Origin of the sequence: Thiobacillus denitrificans (assembly GCF_001530125.1) — a bacterium.
GTDB lineage: Bacteria > Pseudomonadota > Gammaproteobacteria > Burkholderiales > Thiobacillaceae > Thiobacillus > Thiobacillus denitrificans_C.
This window is the reverse complement of sequence record NZ_LDUG01000029.1, coordinates 21,717-39,951: the sequence shown is the minus strand read 5'-3', so window position 1 is coordinate 39,951 and position 18,235 is coordinate 21,717. Positions and strand designations below refer to the sequence as shown.

The 18,235-nt window shown below is 57.8% G+C and carries 19 protein-coding genes; 18 read left to right on the top strand and 1 reads right to left on the bottom strand.

What is annotated here, in order from left to right; all coding sequences use genetic code 11:
• Window positions 1-355: 355 nt before the first annotated feature.
• The 5 genes from ABW22_RS11115 (at window position 356) to ABW22_RS11100 (ending at window position 2,309) form a co-directional block, all read left to right on the top strand.
• Window positions 356-655: a nitroreductase family protein gene (locus ABW22_RS11115; RefSeq protein WP_237763320.1), complete on the top strand. Its 300-nt coding sequence runs from the start codon at window positions 356-358 to the stop codon at window positions 653-655.
• A gap of 148 nt (window positions 656-803) precedes the next feature.
• Window positions 804-1,013 (top strand): hypothetical protein, encoded by a 210-nt coding sequence (locus tag ABW22_RS18075; protein WP_237763319.1) that lies wholly within the window; start codon window positions 804-806, stop codon window positions 1,011-1,013.
• A complete protein-coding gene (locus tag ABW22_RS18070; RefSeq protein WP_237763318.1) occupies window positions 1,010-1,351 on the top strand; it encodes an MOSC domain-containing protein in 342 nt (113 codons plus the stop codon). The genes ABW22_RS18075 and ABW22_RS18070 overlap by 4 nt, the downstream gene beginning before the upstream one ends.
• A gap of 143 nt (window positions 1,352-1,494) precedes the next feature.
• A complete protein-coding gene (locus ABW22_RS11105; protein WP_059756359.1) occupies window positions 1,495-1,734 on the top strand; it encodes a hypothetical protein in 240 nt (79 codons plus the stop codon).
• 44 nt (window positions 1,735-1,778) lie between these two features.
• Entirely contained in the window at window positions 1,779-2,309 is a 531-nt protein-coding gene (locus tag ABW22_RS11100; RefSeq protein ID WP_059756355.1) for a metal-dependent hydrolase, read from the top strand.
• Window positions 2,310-2,336: 27 nt separating this feature from the next.
• Here the strand turns inward: ABW22_RS11100 and ABW22_RS11095 are convergent, their stop codons facing one another.
• Window positions 2,337-2,528 (bottom strand): hypothetical protein, encoded by a 192-nt coding sequence (locus ABW22_RS11095; protein WP_059756352.1) that lies wholly within the window; start codon window positions 2,526-2,528, stop codon window positions 2,337-2,339.
• 528 nt (window positions 2,529-3,056) lie between these two features.
• Between ABW22_RS11095 and ABW22_RS17315 the strand changes: the two genes are divergently transcribed.
• The 13 genes from ABW22_RS17315 (at window position 3,057) to ABW22_RS11035 (ending at window position 18,213) form a co-directional block, all read left to right on the top strand.
• Complete coding sequence (locus ABW22_RS17315) at window positions 3,057-3,224, top strand: hypothetical protein (protein ID WP_157648610.1); 168 nt, start codon at window positions 3,057-3,059, stop codon at window positions 3,222-3,224.
• A gap of 81 nt (window positions 3,225-3,305) precedes the next feature.
• Window positions 3,306-4,697: an undecaprenyl-phosphate glucose phosphotransferase gene (locus tag ABW22_RS11090; RefSeq protein WP_059756349.1), complete on the top strand. Its 1,392-nt coding sequence runs from the start codon at window positions 3,306-3,308 to the stop codon at window positions 4,695-4,697.
• 58 nt (window positions 4,698-4,755) lie between these two features.
• The gene (locus tag ABW22_RS11085) at window positions 4,756-5,088 is read left to right on the top strand and encodes a hypothetical protein (protein WP_157648609.1); all 333 of its coding nucleotides are present in this window, start codon (window positions 4,756-4,758) and stop codon (window positions 5,086-5,088) included.
• A gap of 41 nt (window positions 5,089-5,129) precedes the next feature.
• On the top strand, window positions 5,130-6,521 hold the full coding sequence (gene epsL, locus ABW22_RS11080; protein WP_157648608.1) for an XrtB/PEP-CTERM-associated polysaccharide biosynthesis outer membrane protein EpsL: 1,392 nt from the start codon (window positions 5,130-5,132) through the stop codon (window positions 6,519-6,521).
• Between the two features lie 73 nt (window positions 6,522-6,594).
• Window positions 6,595-7,380 carry a polysaccharide export protein EpsE gene (epsE, locus tag ABW22_RS11075; protein ID WP_237763317.1) on the top strand — a complete coding sequence of 262 codons (786 nt, stop codon included), beginning with the start codon at window positions 6,595-6,597 and terminating at the stop codon, window positions 7,378-7,380.
• Window positions 7,381-7,410: 30 nt separating this feature from the next.
• A complete protein-coding gene (gene epsF, locus ABW22_RS11070) occupies window positions 7,411-8,802 on the top strand; it encodes a chain length determinant protein EpsF (RefSeq protein WP_059756338.1) in 1,392 nt (463 codons plus the stop codon).
• Window positions 8,803-8,843: 41 nt separating this feature from the next.
• Complete coding sequence (epsG, locus tag ABW22_RS11065; RefSeq protein ID WP_237763316.1) at window positions 8,844-9,728, top strand: chain length determinant protein tyrosine kinase EpsG; 885 nt, start codon at window positions 8,844-8,846, stop codon at window positions 9,726-9,728.
• 10 nt (window positions 9,729-9,738) lie between these two features.
• Complete coding sequence (locus tag ABW22_RS11060) at window positions 9,739-11,028, top strand: hypothetical protein (RefSeq protein WP_059756335.1); 1,290 nt, start codon at window positions 9,739-9,741, stop codon at window positions 11,026-11,028.
• A 43-nt stretch (window positions 11,029-11,071) separates the two neighbouring features.
• Window positions 11,072-12,160: a glycosyltransferase family 4 protein gene (locus ABW22_RS11055; protein ID WP_237763315.1), complete on the top strand. Its 1,089-nt coding sequence runs from the start codon at window positions 11,072-11,074 to the stop codon at window positions 12,158-12,160.
• Window positions 12,157-13,188 (top strand): glycoside hydrolase family 5 protein, encoded by a 1,032-nt coding sequence (locus ABW22_RS11050; RefSeq protein WP_082708748.1) that lies wholly within the window; start codon window positions 12,157-12,159, stop codon window positions 13,186-13,188. The genes ABW22_RS11055 and ABW22_RS11050 overlap by 4 nt, the downstream gene beginning before the upstream one ends.
• Before the next feature lie 173 nt (window positions 13,189-13,361).
• Window positions 13,362-15,125 (top strand): glycosyltransferase, encoded by a 1,764-nt coding sequence (locus ABW22_RS16815; protein WP_082708746.1) that lies wholly within the window; start codon window positions 13,362-13,364, stop codon window positions 15,123-15,125.
• A gap of 211 nt (window positions 15,126-15,336) precedes the next feature.
• Entirely contained in the window at window positions 15,337-16,743 is a 1,407-nt protein-coding gene (locus ABW22_RS11040; RefSeq protein WP_157648607.1) for an oligosaccharide flippase family protein, read from the top strand.
• 354 nt (window positions 16,744-17,097) lie between these two features.
• Entirely contained in the window at window positions 17,098-18,213 is a 1,116-nt protein-coding gene (locus tag ABW22_RS11035) for a glycosyl transferase family 1 (RefSeq protein WP_059756329.1), read from the top strand.
• Window positions 18,214-18,235: the final 22 nt, after the last annotated feature.

Below are 18,235 nucleotides of genomic sequence, written 5' to 3'. Positions count from 1 at the left end.
TCGCGCCTCGTTGCAGGCCCCGGCCTGCCGCCTCGTTGCTTCGCCCTAAGGAAACACTGATTAATTCGATATAACCGTCATTGCGAGCGAAGCGCGGCAATCCAGCGCATTGATTAAGCAGGCATTTCTGGATTGCCGCGTCGCTTCGCTCCTCGCAAAGACGGATTAATCAGCGTCTCCCTAAAGGACTCCGATCCACTATGGGCTGAAGCCCATGTGGAATCGTATGCGGCAGACACACGCCCAGATGCACCATCGGGCGCGTCCAACTGCGGTTTCCAGGTTGAAGACAGACGCTCGTTCTCCAGAGGGAAACCGACGATGAAGTGCTGGCGATACGTGGGGGGTATTCATGATGAGCATGGTAGGAAGCGGACTGGCGCAGGAAACCGGGGCAATCAAGCTGCCGCCGTCCGAGACGGCAGGCGGCATGCCCTTGACTCGGGCCAGCGCCGAGGACAAGGCCTTCTACAGCGCAACCGACGCCGGCTTTATCGCACAGAACGTGTATCTTTATTGCGCGTCGGCCGGTTTGGCAGTGGTGGTGCGCAGCCTGGTCGATCGCGACGCGCTGGGCGCAGCCATGGGGCTGGGGCGCCATCAGCGCATCATCCTCGCGCAGTCCGTGGGCTATCCGGCCGGCAGTGCGAAATAGCGAACGGTAACCCGACAAAAAAACAGATGCCGAAATTCGTCAAAATTCTGCTCGCCTGCCTGATCTGCCTGGCGGTTGCGGGCGGCTTGATCTGGCTGATCCAGCGGCTGGCTGCATGAGTTCAGGGCGCGACCGACCGGAGAAATCCATGAGCGAAGCCGACCTGCGCGAACTGACAACCCGCTTCCCCCACCCGGGCCGGATCGAGGCGATCACCCTGCGCCCCCAGCGCCGTGGTGAGGCCGTGGTGAGGTGGTCGCGGTCGAATCCGTCAGGGCGATTGCCGCGTGTGGGCTCGAAGGCGACCATTACGCGCAGTCGTCGCGAAGCCGGGTTGAAGGCGGTAAAAGACAGGTGACACTGATTCAGGCGGAGCATCTGCCGGTGGTGGCGGCGCTGACGGGGCGGGCGCATGTCGATGCGGCTTTGCTGCGGCGTAATCTGCTGGTGTCGGGGCTGAACCTGCTGGCGGCACATGCCTTGTTTCGCGACCGGACGCTGGTGTTGCGCATCGGCGCCAAGGTGGTGCTGGCGGTGACGGGGCATTGCGATCCCTGCTCGCGCATGGAAGCGGTGCTGGGGCCGGGCGGCTATAACGCGATGCGCGGCCATGGCGGCGTTAAGGCGCGCATTCTGGCTGGGGGCATGATCCGGGTGGGTGATGCGGTGGGGTGCGAACGGGTGCGGGCTGATTGATGCGGTCCGGAAATATCGAGCGTCATTCGGCGGAGGCCAACGTAGGAGGCCCGCCCCCGCCGATAGGGTGATCGCTGCGGTGCGGAGATCGCGGCGAGGGCGCCGCTCCTACGATTAACGCATGTCACATTGAAGGAGCGCTTATGAAAATCAAATTCCTTGCATTGCCCTTGCTGTGCGTCGCCGGGGTGGCGATGGCGGATGGCGTTGATCGGGAAGCCGAGTCGGCGCAAACCGTTGCTGCGCAGGAAAGGGTGCAGGACCGGGAGCAGATGCACGCGCGCAAGACGACGCGCCTGCCGCAAGGCGATCTGCGCCATTGCCTGGATCTGCAGACCAACGATGCGATCATCCGCTGTTCCGAAACCCGGCGTAAACGCTGATCCGGCGGTATCGCCCGACTGATGCTCGACTACAGGTAACGCGCTTGGCGACGCCGTTTTCGCATCTGGCAGTGCCGCTGGCGCTGGCCGTGGCGCTGGACCCGGACACGGTGCCGCCGGGGCTGCTGGCGCTGGCGATGATCTGCGCGGTGCTGCCCGACGTCGATGCGCTGGGGCTGTGGCTGGGCGTTCCCTACGACCATCCGTTCGGCCACCGCGGCTTTACCCATTCGCTGCCGTTTGCGGCGGCGCTGGCGGGCGCGGGCGCGTTGCTGGCACCGGCGCTGGGTGCCGATCCGTTGACCGCGTTCGGGGTGCTGCTGGTCAGCACTGCGTCGCATGGGCTGATCGATGCGATGACCAACGGCGGCCTCGGCATCGCTTTGTTCAGTCCGTTTTCGCACCGGCGCTATTTCCTGCCGTGGCGGGTGATCGAGGTGTCGCCCTTTCGCCCATCGGCACTTTTCTCGCGGCTTGGCCTGCGCGTGTTGCGCTCGGAACTGCGCTGGGTGTGGGCGCCGTGCGGGATGCTGGCGTTGGTGGGCTGGGCGGTTCGGGAACTCCTCGGCCGGTGAACTGACCGGGTTAGCATCCCGGCCATTTCATATCCGCCAAAAATGTCTCGAGGCCGGCCCTGGCGCCGCCGATCCAGGGGGCGTCGTGGGCGAACAGCAGGTGGTCAATTCGCGCTCGCGCAGGTGCTTGAGAAATGCTTTGCGCAGGCCGCGCTTGACGTTTTCCGGGTCGTCGCCCATGTAGTCCGGCACGAAGCCGAGCTTGCCCTCGTCGCGCAACTGCTCAGCCTGGCCAATTCCGTCTGCATCACCAGCAGCATGTGGTGCCCTTCGGACTGCAACGCAGTCCGGCTCCTTGGCCGCCCCTCATTTTGCGCGTGTCGCCATTTGGCGACACGCGTGGCGCATCCTATGTTTTTGTTTTTATGAACGATTTTGAATAAGCATACGCATTAGCCAAATTTTTGTCTCTATCTGGGGACAGTTGGCCTTGTCTGTTGCGCTGAATAATCCAAAAAAATTCAGTATCTGGTTGTTTATTAAAATTATTTTTTCATTGGTACGTACTTTGCTAGTGGAGGATGTTGCGTCCAGTTCCGTGGCGCCTCGCTGTAACGGTTTTGCAAACAAGCTCACCTTACATTCCCGTGCTCAAAAAACCTCATGCATTCCACGCCTTCCCAAACCGATTTCAGGCAGTCCGGCAATTCCGGAATCGATTCCTGTTGGATGAATCATTCATCGTCCGATCCAGACAGGCCAGGCAATGACGCAAAGGCGACCCGCTCAGGGGACGCCACGTCATCCATGTCAAACGATGAAGGCAGCAATGTCGTCGGTCCGAACGGCAAGCTGAAGGATGCTGAAATTACCGATTGCCCTGGTGGTCGCCATGCCGGGCGCAGTGGCATGAGGAAGATTGGCCTGATTTTTGCTCGTGACCAAGTCATGTTTCGTTCTGCCTATGCCGCTTGATGGGGTTTCTGGATTCAGCCCGATAAATATATCGGGCAATCAGGCTGATGGGCTTAACAATATGAAAGATGAGGTTCCCAAATGTTTGGTGGCTATGAACATCCGGTTTTAAGTTTGGCAAAGCGGCTGGTCAACCCTCTGATTATTTTCTTTTCCCTGGTTGTTGCCGCGGCGCTGGAACAGCAGAAATTTGACGGGCTGCATTTGCTGCTCGGGATATTCGCATTCCTGCTGGCATCTCAGGTATTTGATGGCTTCGGTTTTTTCGAGTCGTCAGTTTCCGCACGGGGCGGCCACGCGAGTTATGCACTCAATTTGTTGATCGCCTGGCTGATTGTGCTGGTCATGTTGGGTGCGGTCGGGGTGCTGAGCGGAATCATTGACGATTACAACGCCCGGGTTTTGTTATGGTGGGCGCTGATTACCCCCTTGCTGCTGTTCACTGGACATTCACTGGTGCGCGCATATCTGGAGTTATTGCGAGGCCGGGGCAATATCCGGCGCTCGGTAATCGTCGGTGCCAATGAACTGGGGCGCAAGCTGGCCGACAGAATTCATCAGCAACGCAGCCTGATGATGCGGGTTGAGGCATTTTTCGATGATCGTTCCGGCGATCGCTGCGAGAACGAACTGAAAAGCGTTGTATTTGGTGGCATTGATGATGTCGCAACCTATGTGGCGGAGCATGAAATCGACCAGGTCTATATCACGCTCCCCATGTTCAATCATCCGCATGTAATGGATCTGGTCAGCTCACTCAGGGATACCACTGCATCGATCTATTTCGTGCCCGACGTATTCATGTTCGATCCGGTTCAGGCACGGCTGGATAATGTGAATGGCATTCCGGTCATCTCGGTATTCGAGACCCCGTTGACGGGAATCAATGCTGTCCACAAACGCGTTTTCGATATGGTGGCAGCCAGCCTGATTTTGCTGGCAATCGCACCGTTGATGCTGCTTATTGCGGTGCTGGTGAAAGCCACCTCGAAAGGTCCGGTGATTTTCAAGCAACGCCGTTATGGCGTGGATGGCGATGAAATTCTGGTTTACAAATTCCGCTCGATGAGTGTGTGCGAAGACAATCAGGTTGTCACACAAGCGACCCAGAATGATGCACGCGTGACCCGACTTGGTGCCATTCTGCGCCGCACTTCACTGGACGAATTGCCGCAATTTCTCAATGTCCTGCAGGGCACGATGAGTATCGTCGGACCACGCCCGCACGCCGTAGCCCATAACGAGCATTACCGCAAACTGATTCATGGCTACATGTGGCGCCATAAGGTCAAGCCGGGCATTACCGGCTGGGCGCAAATCAATGGCTATCGTGGCGAGACCGACACCATCGACAAGATGGAAGGACGGGTGATTTACGACATTGCCTACCTGAAAAGCTGGTCGCTATGGCTGGATCTGACCATCATTTTTAAAACCATGAAGCTGGTGCTGAAAGATTCCAAGGCTTATTGAGCATGCGCCGGATTGGATGCGATTTTGAACAAATGTTTATTTTCATAGGAGAAGATCAATGCGCTTGAAAATACATACCGCCATTGGGATGTGTGTCTGGTCGCTGGCGATTCTGGCGGGATCGGTGCCGGGCGAGAGTGTTGCAGGCATGCAAGTGGAATCAACCGATACGCGCGTGAATCGCCAACCTGCGGTGAGGGCGGTTTCCTACGGCGCACCCGTCTATGAAGCGTATGCCAGACCTGGGGTGAATGATGCATCCAATCCGGATGAGTTAAGTGTTTCCGCCGTACCTGAAGTCGATCGCTGGGCCATGCTTGCAGCGATTCTGGGTTTGATCGGCATGCGTCTGTGGCATGGCGGTAAAAAGAATCTGCCGGTCATCAAGTGAGCATTCCATTCAGAAGCTTATTACGAATGCTCAATAGATTAATGATCAAACCTGCCGAAAAACGCGTGCTGCAAATGCATCATCATGTGCTGGGTCCAGCACCGCGAAAAAGGTGCGCCAAACAGGTGGGGTGCAATCTGGTGCTCAGTTTGGCGAGGGCAATAGGGCTCGCCATGAGAACCTGTGCCCGCACAATCGAGATGCGACAGTTGACTGCCGCTGAAACCCTGGCCTTGCTGATGGCACTCGGAATGATTTCGGGCTCATCCCGTGCAGAGTCATCCCGTGTAGAGGATGAAGAAGATACCTTCAGGCCGTACGTGCGTGGGCTGTATGGCTATGACAGCAATCTGTTCCGTCTCCAGAACGACCAGGAGGCCAACGCCGTGCTGGGAACCACCGATACGGCCGAGTCTTATCATACGTTGGCAGCCGGGATGGATATGAACCTTCGCCTCAGCCGCCAGGCAATCAAGGCGCACGCCGAGTTCAACCAGACGTGGTTCAGCAAATACAACATGCTGGATTACGATGGCCACGATGCCTATTTGAAATGGGACTGGCTGGTGGGGAGTGCGGCAAAGGGTGACGTCGGCATTTCGGAAACACTCACCCAGGCAAGCTATGCCAACGTCAAGCAGCCAGTCAGCAACCTGATACGCACCCGCAGGACCTTTTTTCGCGGCGCAATCAAACTGGATAATCCTTGGCAAGTAAAGTTTGGCGCGGATAGAACCAAAACAAACAACAACGCTTCGATCCAGCAGGTACAGGATGCCACGGTGGATACGGTGAACGCCGGCGTGCAGTACAGCAGCCGCAAGGGGTCGACGGTGGAGCTGATCAGCCAGCGCAGTGATGGCCAGTATCCGAATCGCCAGATTGTCGGGCTGTCGCTCGTTGATAATGATTACCGGCAATGGGATAACGGCGTTGCCGTTGCCTGGGCGCCCACTGGAAAAACACAGGTGGCTGGCAAGCTGAATTACACCCAGCGCAGCTACGCAGATATGCCGCAGCGCAATTTTTCCGGATTGACCGGACTTGTGGCAATGGACTGGACGGTTACCGGCCAAACCACTTTAAGGGCGTCGGTTCATCGTGACATCGGCGCGCTGGAAAACAATACCGCAAGCTATACCCTGAATCAGGGCATCGCGTTCGGCGCCGACTGGAAGCCCACCGCCAAGCTGGCATTCAACACGCAACTCAGATACGACGATATCGATTACGCCGGCGACCCCGGCTTTGTGCAGTCAACGGCACAGGCCAGAGAGGATCGGCTCTCCACCGTGCAGGCCGGAGTGGAGTATTCGGTGTTGCGCAACACGATGCTCGGCCTGGTATTGAAGAGAGGCGTGCGCGATTCCAGTGAGGCGCTCTCCAGCTATGTTTACAACAGCGCCCTGATCAACCTGCGTAGCGAGTTTTGATCAAGGCGCCTCGCCCATGTGGACAGCAACAGGTTGTGTCCGGTTTTCTGAATTTTGAATGAAAGGGTTTTTAATGCGACTGATTTTACATGCCATGTTTGTGTTGCTTACTGCATTTTCCCTGCCCGTTGCTGCGATGGACTACCGCCTGGGGAGCGGGGACATTGTTCATGTCACGGTGTACGACCATCCTGAATTGCTGCTGGAGACGCGCGTAGATGAGCAGGGCAAGATCAATTTCCCGCTGATTGGGGGCGTGACGGTAGCAGGGGAAACGGCCAGCACCGCACAGCGGCTGATAGCAGAAGCCCTGGAAAAAGGCGGCTTCATCAGGAAGCCGCAGGTGAACCTGATCGTCAAGGAATATCGCAGCAAACAAGTTTCGGTCCTGGGGCAGGTCAACAAGCCTGGAAAATATCCCCTGGATACCACCAGCACGCTATCGGATCTGATCGCACAAGCGGGCGGCGTGACCTTGGAGGGCGCCGACGATCTCACGCTGATCCAGAACAAGGATGGCAAGTCGCAGCGAATCAAGATCGATGCCAAGTCGCTGTTCCAGGACGGGCAATTTGACCTGAACCATCAGGTCAATGACGGCGACGTCATTTTCGTGCCGCGCGCCGCTGTGTTTTATATCTATGGCGAAGTGCAGAAACCGGGAGCATTTCGCCTGGAAAAAAAAATGAACGTGATGCAGGCCCTGTCGCTTGGAGGGGGCATTACGCAGCGCGGTACGCAGAAAGGCATCCAGATTCGCAGGCAGGGGCCGGATGGTCAGCCCGTGAAACTGAAAGCCGCGTTGACCGACCCGGTGCGGGAAGATGATGTGGTGTATGTCAAAGAAAGCCTGTTTTAACTGTTTGCCACAAGAGGAGGCCGGTCAGCCATGAACATCCTGCAATTGCTGCTGATACTCAAAGCGCACAAGAAGCTGATACTGCTCACGCTGGTGCTTAGCGTGGTGCTGGTCGGCGCCGTCAGCCTGCTGCTGCCCAGGTCTTACACGGCCACCGCCTCGCTGGTGGTGAACGTGCGCGGCGCGGATCCGGTGACCGGTCAGGCCATGCAAAGTCAGCTGGTTTCGGGTTATCTGGCGACCCAGGTGGATGTCATAAGCAGCCAGAACGTGGCACTGAAAGTGGTCGATGACGTGAACCTGGCACAGGAAGCAGCGTTCCAGCAGCAATTCCGACGCGATGTGGAAGCACAGATATCGATCCGCGACTGGCTCGCCCACACGCTGCTGAAAAATCTGGATGTGCAACCGTCACGTGGGAGCAACGTGCTCTACGTGACCTACAAGAGCGCGGATCCGCAGACGGCTGCGCGGCTGGCCAACGCCTTTGTGCAGGCCTATATCCAGACCAATCTGGAGCTCAAGACACAGCCCGCAAAACAGACGGCGGTTTGGTATAACCTGCAACTGGGCGAGCTGCGTAAAAATCTGGAGAAAAGCCAGGAAAAACTATCCAGCCATCAACAAAGCAAAGGCATTGTTTCGCTCGATCAAAAACTGGATATCGAGTCTGCGCGGCTGGCTGAACTCTCCAGCCAGCTGGTGGCTGCGCAGGGACAAACATACGACAGCCTGTCCATACAGAATAACGCCAGCAGCGCATCGGCCAGCGTCGTGAACAACCCGGTGATACAGGGGCTCAAGGGCGAGCTGGCCAGAAGCGAAGCCAAACTGAGCCAGCTGTCGCAGCGTGTAGGCACCAACCATCCGGAATACGAACGCGCCGAGGCCGAGGTGAACAGCTTGCGCGGAAAACTTGCAAGCGAGACCGGTACGGCACGGCAAAGCATCGATAGCGACCTCCGCGTATCGCGCCAGCGTGAAGGAGAATTGCGCGCCGCGGTGGCGGCTCAAAAGGCGAAAGTATTGGCGCTCAATGCAAACCGGGATGTCGGGTCCGTACTCGCGCGTGAAATCGAGAGCGCGCAGCGCGTCTACGACCAGGCCCTGGAGCGCTTCAGCCAGACGCAAATGGAAGGGCACGCCGGCCAAACAGAGATATCGGTATTGAGTGCAGCCGTCGTCCCGCTTATGCCCTCGACGCCGAACGTGAAGCTTAACGTGGCGCTGTCAATTCTTCTCGGGACTTTATTGGGCATGGGTCTGGCGTTGATCCGCGAAATGCTGAATCGACGCGTGCGTTCCGAATACGACGTGATTACGGTACTGGATATCCCGGTGTTGGGCGTGCTGACAGCTGGCAACAGGTCGCGGCGACCGTCACGTGGCCGGCTTGGTTCGCCTGCCCTCAGGCCAGCGTGATGCCCCCTCAACCACCCGACGCTGGATTTCGAAAAGGAGCCATGGATATGACTTACCCGAATGCGGTCAAACTCGTCGATGGGTTATCCCAGGTGGACCCAGAGCCAAATATTGGCAGATTGTTGCTGGACGCCGACAAACTGACATCCGCGGATGTCGAGCGTGTCGTGCAATTGCAGAAAACAGAAAATCTGCGTTTCGGCGAGGCTGCCATCAAGCTTGGATTGATTGCCGAAGCCGACTTGCAACACGTGCTCTCGCATCAGTTTTCCTACACTTACCTGGCACCCGGCGAGGGTCATTTCAGTCCCGAGCTGATTGCCGCCTATGAGCCGTTTGGGGACAAGGCGGAGCAAGTGCGGGCGCTACGCAGCCAGTTGATGCTGCGCTGGTTTTCGAACCGACATAAAACGCTGACGATTGCGGGCATCAATGCGGGTGATGGAGCGAGTTATCTGGCCGCCAATCTGGCGGTGGTGTTTTCCCAGTTGGGTGAGCGTACGTTATTGATCGACGCGGATCTGCGCCGGCCGCGCCAGCATGTGTTGTTTAATTTGGGGAATCGACCGGGCTTGTCCGAACTGCTGACGGGTCGTGTCAATGTGTCTGCAGTGACCCGTATTCCCGCTTTTCCAAACCTCTCGGTTCTCACCGCAGGTGCCGTTCCGCCCAACCCGGCAGAGCTGTTGTCGCGCGCGGCCACGCCCATCAAGCTGGAGGATCTGGCCGAGCATTACGACGTGATACTGATCGATACTTCCGCTGCGCACGACAGCGCCGATGCGGAGATGGTGGCGGCACGCACCGGAGCAGCGTTGCTGGTGCTGCGGCAGGATCATACCCAACTGGCCGCTGCTGCGGCATTCCAGGCCAATCTGGCGAGTGCCGGTGCCGTGTTGATAGGCACTGTGTTGAATCGGTTTTAGCACGCGCCTCATGCAGTTTTCCGCTCTCGTCCCAGGAACCCGATTGCTTTGCGCCGATGCGTTCGCTTCGACAAGATGGGTTTCGGCGATTTTAATCGGCAGTGTCATTTATCAGGCATTGCTGGCGCTCATGCACACCCATTTTTATCGGGCTTCTTCGCTGGCCGTAGCCGCTGCGGAATTCCTGATCTATCTGGCTTGCCTGCTGGTGCTGTCCAAACGCATACGGCTTGAGTTTGTCGCGATTGTGGCGCTGGTTTTGGCCTATCTGTTTTTTTTATCCATTTTCAGAAACGCGCTGGAGTTAAAGGGATTCAGGGATGTCATGATCCCGCTGCTTTTCTACTGGCTTGGGCGCCATGTGGCTGACATCGGTTATGCGGACAGGCTATTGAAAATACTGGTCGGCGTCGTGCTGATATTCGGATTTTTTGAGTTATTTTTTCTGGGTCAATATACCCGTCTGCTCGATATCTTTTCCTATTACGTCAGCACAGGCACGGCAACCATCACCGCTAATTTTATTAGCGATAGTGCGCTCAACCTGAACGGATTGCGGCCGGAAGGCATCGGCCGCACAATTTTTCCTGCGCTTCTGGGCAATCACCGCATCTCCTCCGTGTTTCTGGAACCCGTGTCGCTGGGCAACTTTGCGGTCATCGTGGCCGCCTGGGGCCTATCCAAACCCGGCGCGGAATATAAACAGATGCTGTTCTTCGTTCTGTCCGCCATCACCCTGATCGCGCTTAGCGATTCCCGCTATGGGCTGATTGTGGTTAGCGCATTGATCGCCATGCGCATGGCAGTGAGGGGGCGTTTGAATGTTGCCGTCATCATATTGCCCCTGGTTTCGATCGTGGTGCTGGTGCTTATCGGATTGTTTTTCGAAGGGGGTCACGCCGACAACATCATGGGGCGGCTTTCCTGGACCGGTAATACCTTGTTGAGCTTCAATATTGAAAAAATATTGGGGATCCAGGGGTTCAATATGCCGTATGGGGATATGGGCTACGCGTACCTGCTGTCTCGCTGGGGCGTACTGCTTTGTATTGCGCTATGGGCGGCGTTGTGGATGGTGAAGATGCCGGATGAACGGGGAGTCCGTTTCCGGGCTTACGCAGCCTTGTATATCTCCCTGATCCTCACCGTAAGCGGGACATCGTTCTTTGCGCTGAAAACAGCGGGTCTATTGTGGTTCCTGATGGGGAGTTGCACGTATCCGAACGCGAAAAAAACCTCGCTTTCGCACGCAGCAGATACCCATAAAATCTTCGGACGCGAGTTGAATTATGCCCATTAAAGTCGTCCATGTCGTGCGTCAATACCATCCATCGGTGGGGGGTATGGAAGACGTCGTGCAGAACATCGCGCAGCACCAAATGGAAAGGCACGGTCAGTTGCCGGTAATCCTGACGCTCGACCGTTTGTTCCGGAATTCCGCCGAGCGCCTGGCCGGCAAAGAAGTCATCAACGGAATTCAGGTGATACGTTTGCCCTATCGGGGATCCAGCCGCTATCCCCTGTGCCCGGGCGTGCTGGATCATGTGCGCGATGCGGATGTGATCCATGTGCATGGCATCGATTTCTTTTTTGATTTCCTGGCAGCGACACGGCCGATACATCGACGTCCCATGGTGGCTTCCACGCATGGGGGATTTTTCCACACGCGCTTTGCATCGACACTCAAAAATATTTATTTCAATACCGCCACCCGGCTTTCATCGGTTGCCTACGATCGGGTTGTCGCAACCAGCGACAACGACGGAGACATTTTCAACGCCATCGTCAAGCCGCCCAAAAAGCTGGTAATCGAAAATGGCGTGAATGTCGAAAAATATGCGGACAAATCCGCGAAAGCGCTGACACCCACGCTGATTTATTTCGGCCGCTGGTCGGAGAATAAAGGCTTGATTGAAACGATCGAGTTTTTCCGGCGCCTGGTGTCCAGGCAGCCGTCCTGGAAGCTGATTATTGCCGGGCGGGAATACGACCACACCCGGAAAGCGCTGATGGATTTATTGCAGAAATATCAGCTTGTCGAGTCTGTTCAACTGGCGCCGAATCCATCGGACCAGGAACTGGCAGGCCTGATCGGGCAATCCAGTTATTTCATCTGCCTGTCGCGGCACGAGGGCTTCGGCATTGCCCCGATCGAGGCCATGAGTGCCGGCCTGACGCCGGTATTAAGCGACATTCCCCCTTTCCGGAGTCTCATTGGGCAAGCGGGTGCAGGTGTCCTGCTTGAGAACGACGACATCGATAACGGCATCACGGCCTTGCTGGCGCTTCACGCCCGGGGCGAGCTCGACTATGCCCGCAGACGGGCCTGGGTCCGGTCGTTTGTTGAACGCTATAACTGGAAGCATATTGCCGATAAATACGTTGATATCTACACGACGCTGACGGGCCTGAAAACGAGGAGCGTGGCATGACGCTAATAGCCACGCGCCTTGCGGGGCGGGCAGTCGTCTTGCTGTGGGGGCTGGTGGCCGGGTTGGCTGCACCGCTCGCGGCTGCAAGCTGTGACCAGGATGTCGCGCTGAAAGGCGTGAACCTTGCGGGGGCAGAGTTCAATGGAGGCAGGCTGCCCGGTGTGCTGCACAAGGACTATGTCTATCCGAACAACGCGACATTTGATTACTTCGCATCCATCGGGGCGAATGTCATTCGTCTGCCATTTCGCTGGGAACGCATTCAGCCATCCTTGTCAGGCGAGCTGGATCCTGCCGAGCTGCGCAATCTTGAAATGACCGTGGCCATGGCCAGGGAACGGAGAATGTGCGTGATTCTTGACGTGCACAACTACGGGACCTATCGAGGCAATGCGATCGGCACGACGGAAGTGTCGGTCCAGGCGTTTATCGATTTGTGGACACGACTGGCAGGCAGGTTCAGCGACACTTCCGACGTTGCGTTTGGATTGATGAACGAACCTTTCAAATTGCCTATCGAGCAATGGGCCAGCACGGCCCAGAAAACGGTCAATGCCATCAGAAAACAGGGTGCAAAAAACCTGATCCTGGTTTCCGGGGCGCGCTGGAGTGGCGTGCATGAATGGGAAAAATCGTTCAGCGGAACATCGAACGCGAATGTGCTCGCCGATTTCCGGGATCCGCTGAAACGCACCTGGATCGAGGTGCATCAATACGCCGATCCTCATTATTCCGGCACCGGAAAGACGTGCGTGCCGGCAGCAAACTTTACGAAAATGTTCGACAACATCACTCGCTGGGCAAAGACCAATGACCAGCGGCTTTTCCTGGGGGAATTCGGCACGCCCTCAAGTCAGGCGTGTCTTGATGCCCTGGATGCCATGCTCGCGCAAATGAAAGACGGGCGTGTTTGGCGGGGATGGACCTACTGGGCAGCAGGAAGCTGGTGGGGGACCTACCCGTTGAGTGTCGAGCCAAAGAATGGGCAGGATGCGCCTCAAACCGGCGTATTAAAAAAATATTTTTGAAATCAGGATATTCCCACACGATGAAATCATTTTCCAACATTCAGGCGGGCAGTTTGCATGGGCTTTCATATCATGGGCTATGTAAATTCAAGGACGAATCGATGAACGGGAATGGTGAATCGATCGGGAAACGCATGTTGCCTCCAAACACAACGTCACTCTGAAGGAGCACCATGCTTATCGAAGAACTCAGCACGTGGGAACCCTTGAAAACAACCCTCAAAGGGCTGGCGGCGGGCGCCAAAGGCGCGCCCAAATATATCCCCAACCAAGGCAATGCCGGAGACGCCCTGATTGCCGCTGGGAGCTGGCAGTTTTTCGAAGACTGCCAAATCGCACCTCACTTCGCCTCCACGCGCAGCATCTGTGCCGGTGACACCGTTATTTACAGCGGGGGAGGCAACCTCGTTCCCGAATACGACAACTGCCGCAACTTCCTGGAGCGCTGTCTGGAGGTGGGTGTGGCACGTGCGCTGGTGTTGCCGCATTCCATCCGCGGTCACCAGGCCTTGCTCCAGCGTCTCGATTCGCGTTTCACGCTGGTGTGCCGTGACCTCGCGTCGCTGCAGCGCGTAAAGGCCACGGGCACGCAGGCCGAGGTCATGTTTGCGCCCGACATGGCGCTGTACATCGACGTGGAGCGACTGTTCGCGCAATGCCGCCGCTATCAGGGCCTGCGCCTGTGGGCCCAGTTCGTGCGTAATGGCCAACTGTATGCCTACCAGCGCTGGCGGGCCGCGCTGAAGCGCCTGCGTCCGGCGCAGGCGGGCAGCATTGCCGTGATGCGCGCCGACGCCGAGGCCACGCTCGCCGAACCCGGCGACCCACGGGGCGACGTCCCCAGCTTCTACGGCTCGCAATACAGCTTTCGTGAGGAATCCGACCTGGTGAGCCGCGATCTGCTCGGCCTCCTCAAACCCGCCGAGCGCGTGCGGACCAACCGCCTGCATGTGGGCGTGGCGGCGGCGCTGGTGGGCTGCGAGGTGACCTACCGGGACAACTCGTACGGAAAGATTCGCGCCCTCTACGACGCATGGCTTAGCCACCTGCCGTCGGTTCGCTTCGAAGGCGAAACGGGGCGCACGCCGAGGTTCTCCCTGATCATGGGCACGCTGGGCCGCACCGAGGAGGTCGGCCGTTTCCTGGCCTCGCTGCAACGGCAGGAACACCGCGACTTCGAGCTCTTCATCGTCGACCAGAACCCCGACGACAGGCTGTTGCCTCTGATTGAGAAGTACAGCCGGCACTTCCGCATCGAACGAGTGGTCTCGCCCAAGGGGCTGTCGCGCGCACGCAATGCCGGGCTGCAGCGCATCACCGGCGACCTGGTGGCCTTTCCCGACGACGACTGCTGGTACCCCGATGGGCTGTTGTCGTATGTGGCATCCCGCTTCAAACTGGACTCGGGCCTGGACGGCCTCACGGGCCGCTTCGTCGACGAAGATGGTCGCGCCGAAGGGCGTTGGCTGGCGCGCTCGCAAGTGCTCAATCGCTACACCGTATGGCGTGGCGCGATCTCGTTCAGCATCTTTCTTCGTCGCTCGCTGGTGGATCGCATTGAGCCCTTCGACGAGGCGCTGGGCGTGGGGGCCGGCACAGCCTGGGGCGCCGGTGAGGAAACCGACTATCTGCTCCGCAGCCTGAATGCGGGCGGCCGCATCGTGTTCGATCACGAACTGGTGCTGCGCCATCCGGTGAAGACCGGCAGCTTCGACGAGGCCGCGCGCGAACGCCAGGGCCGCTACGAAAGCGGCTTCGGGCGTGTGATTCGCCGTTCCGGATTTCCGTTTTGGTATTTCCCCTGGGTCTGCCTGCGCACGCTGACCGGCGCCTTGCTCGCGCTGTGCACGGGCCGCCCGGCGCAGGCGCGCTTCAAGTGGCACAGCGTGCAGTCGCGCATCCGGGGTTGGCTTACCGGGGCGGGCCCGGTCGCTTGAGTATCTGAAACATGCAAGGCGCTTCGCCTCCGGCCATCACCCGCACGTCAGCGAAAGGATTCATTCCATGGCGAACACCAGGCACGCTGCGCATCGGGCCGTTTCAGGTGCAGTCCCCGCGTGCGCCGGACCTGCTGGCGTAATTGCGTGAGCGCCATGGCACGCCACGCGTCGGATGCGCTGTTCTTTGCCTCCAACCATGGCTTCCGGCATGAGTAACTGGAAGGGCAAGTCAGTGTGGTCGATGGCCGACAATTTTGCGCAGCAGGCGCTTTCCTTTGTTATCTTCGCGATACTCGCGCACTGGCTGACGCCGCACGAGTTCGGGTTGCTGGCCATTGCCCACCTGATGGTGCAGTTCGTTCGCCTGACGCTGCTCGATGCGATGGCAATGCCCGTGGTGCGTGGGCTCGATTCGAGCGATATGCTGTTCGACTGGCTATTCACTTTATGCACCGCAGTGTCGCTGGTGCTGGCTGCCGCGATGGCGCTGTCGTCGCCCTTGCTGGTGCGCTTTTTCGGCACGCCCGAGTTGATGCCGGTGCTGCTGGGCATGAGCCTCGTCATCGTTCTCTACGGCTTGGTGCGAGCCCATGAAGCGCGGCTGCTGCGCCAAGGCAACTTTCGCCTGCTCGCCATTCGCTCCATCTGCTCGGTGTGCGCGGGCGGTGCGGTGGCCTTGTTCATGGTCTACCGGGGTGCGGGTGCGATGGCTCTAGTGGCACAGCAGCTGACCACCGGCATCGTCGCGCTGCTGATCGCGCTGGTGGCTGAGTGGCGCATCTGGCGGCCGCGTTGGGCGTGGTCGAACACGCTGATCCGTGCGCATGCCAGCGAAATGGGCAGCGTGGGCACTTCGGCCCTGCTGAACTACGCCAACAACAGTGGCGATACCGCGCTCGTGAGCGTGCTGCTGGGCCCCTATGCCACCGGCTTGTACAACCTTGCCAAACGCGTGCTGTCGGCAGCCTACCTCGTCATCGGCGCGTCCCTGGGCCGTGTCAGCGTCACGCTGTTCGTACAGCAACAGACCGACCCGGCAGCCTTGCGCCGCACCTATGCACGCATGCTGGCCATGACGCTTTTGTTGCTGGTGCCTGTCTACACCATTGCCACGGCATTGGCCGAGCCGATGGTCGTCATCGTCTTCGGAGAACAATGGCGCCCAAGTGCCCCACTGTTCGGTTGGCTGTCGGTGGCTTATCTGGGCCAAGCGGCCTTCGCGCTCGGGCAGAACCTGTCGTTTGCGACTGGCCAAAGCGCGCGTGTTCCAAAACTGGCGCTCAAGCAATTGCTTATGGCAATGGTATTCGCCCTGGTGCTGGTACGGTGGAATGGTGTCACAGGCATCGCTGCGGGCTTCGCGGTCGGCAGCGTGGCGGGGATGGTGGCGATGCAACTGGCCATCCGTCGGCAACTCGATATGTCCTTGCGCAGTTTCGTGCTGACGGTGCTGCCTGCGGGCGTTGGCGCTGTGCTCGGCGTCGCCCTAGTGCGCATCCTGCCGCTGGCAGGTATGCAGGTAACGGGATGGTTCTCGCTGGTCTTTGCCGGCACGGCCGGCCTGCTGGCCTATGGTGTCAGCACCGCGCTGGTGCGACTGCTGGTGAACCGGTAGCTAGACCTGTCCACCAATGGGCGGGTTAAGCGCTCGCCAACGCTCAGGAGAACGAAATAATGGCGTCTGACCCTGACCACATTTCTCTTGCTCATCGTGGCTTGGCGGGATTTCTGGATTTTGCTTGACAAATGCATTGGGTAATCAGGCTGATTGGCGTAACAACATCAATAATACGAGGGTTCCTAATATTTGGTGACTATGAACATCCGGTTTTAAGTCTGGACAGGCGACTGGTCAACTACGTTGGCTTGGTAGCGGTTTTCTTCACGTCTGTGCTGCAAGATGTTTCCATTGTGCTACGGACGCAGCGCTGAGCGTCGGTCCTCACGTTTGTGTTCTCAAGGAACGAAGATGAAATTTTTGGTGATTTCGGCGCACGATTACCGCTCCTACAGAAAAGCAGGAATTCATTTTGTCACAGTGGAACTGGCAAAACTGGGTACAACACGGTTTTTTTCTTGTCAGTACAGCCTGCTGTCGCAATTGAAATCAGACCCAAGGGCTTCGCTCGCTACTTTGGCAAACAAAAAGACGGTCCATGAAAACGTCGAGTGTTATCTGTGGAAGACCTGGATTCACCCTTTTAATGTGCGCAAATCCTATTTGCGCCCAATCGAGGAATTTCTGTTTAGACGTTATCTCAAGAAGCCGAATCAAGTGCTTGTCGACTGGATCGCGGAAGCCGACGTGATCTTTTTCGAAAGCGGGATCGCGCCCATTTTTTTCGACCTCGTTACGCAGTCGAATCCACAGGCCAGAACGATTTATGTCGCCTCGGATGATCTGGCCACAATCAATGTGGCCGCTTACGTGAAAGCGACGTTCGACCGCGTGGCGCCGCAGATGACCGCGCTATGCCTCAAGTCCCGATACATGTCGGACGGCATGCCGAAATCGTCCAATCAATACGTGATCCCTCATGGCTTCGATTTTTCCGTCGCCGAGCATGCGGATCCATCGCCGTATCCGGGAGGAGGCGTGCATGCCGTATCGATCGGTTCCATGCTGTTTGATCCGGAATTTTTCGTGATTGCATCGAAGCGATTTCCGGAAGTGGTGTTCCACATCATTGGTTCGGGTACCGGAACGCAACCAGGCTATGGGGAAAATGTGCGGGTTTACGATGAAATGCCTCACCGTTTTACATTGCCCTATATCAAACACGCCAGCTTCGGAATCGCCCCCTATCGATCCGCAAATCTGCCCCGCTATTTGGCGGATACGTCGCTGAAACTCATGCAATATGATTTTTTCAAGTTGCCCGCCGTCTGCCCGAATTCGATCGTTGGGGATTATGCGTCGCGCTTTGGATACGAGCCTGGCAATGGCGAATCGATTGCGGCTGCGATAGACGCTGCCCTTGCGGCGCCGAGAACCTCTTCCAGAATGCCGCTTCACTGGTCGCAGGTCGTGGAAAGAATGTTGAATCCTGCTCAATTTGAAGATGCCCGATTGCCTGCGGCATGAGTTTTGGCGCGCTGACGCCTTG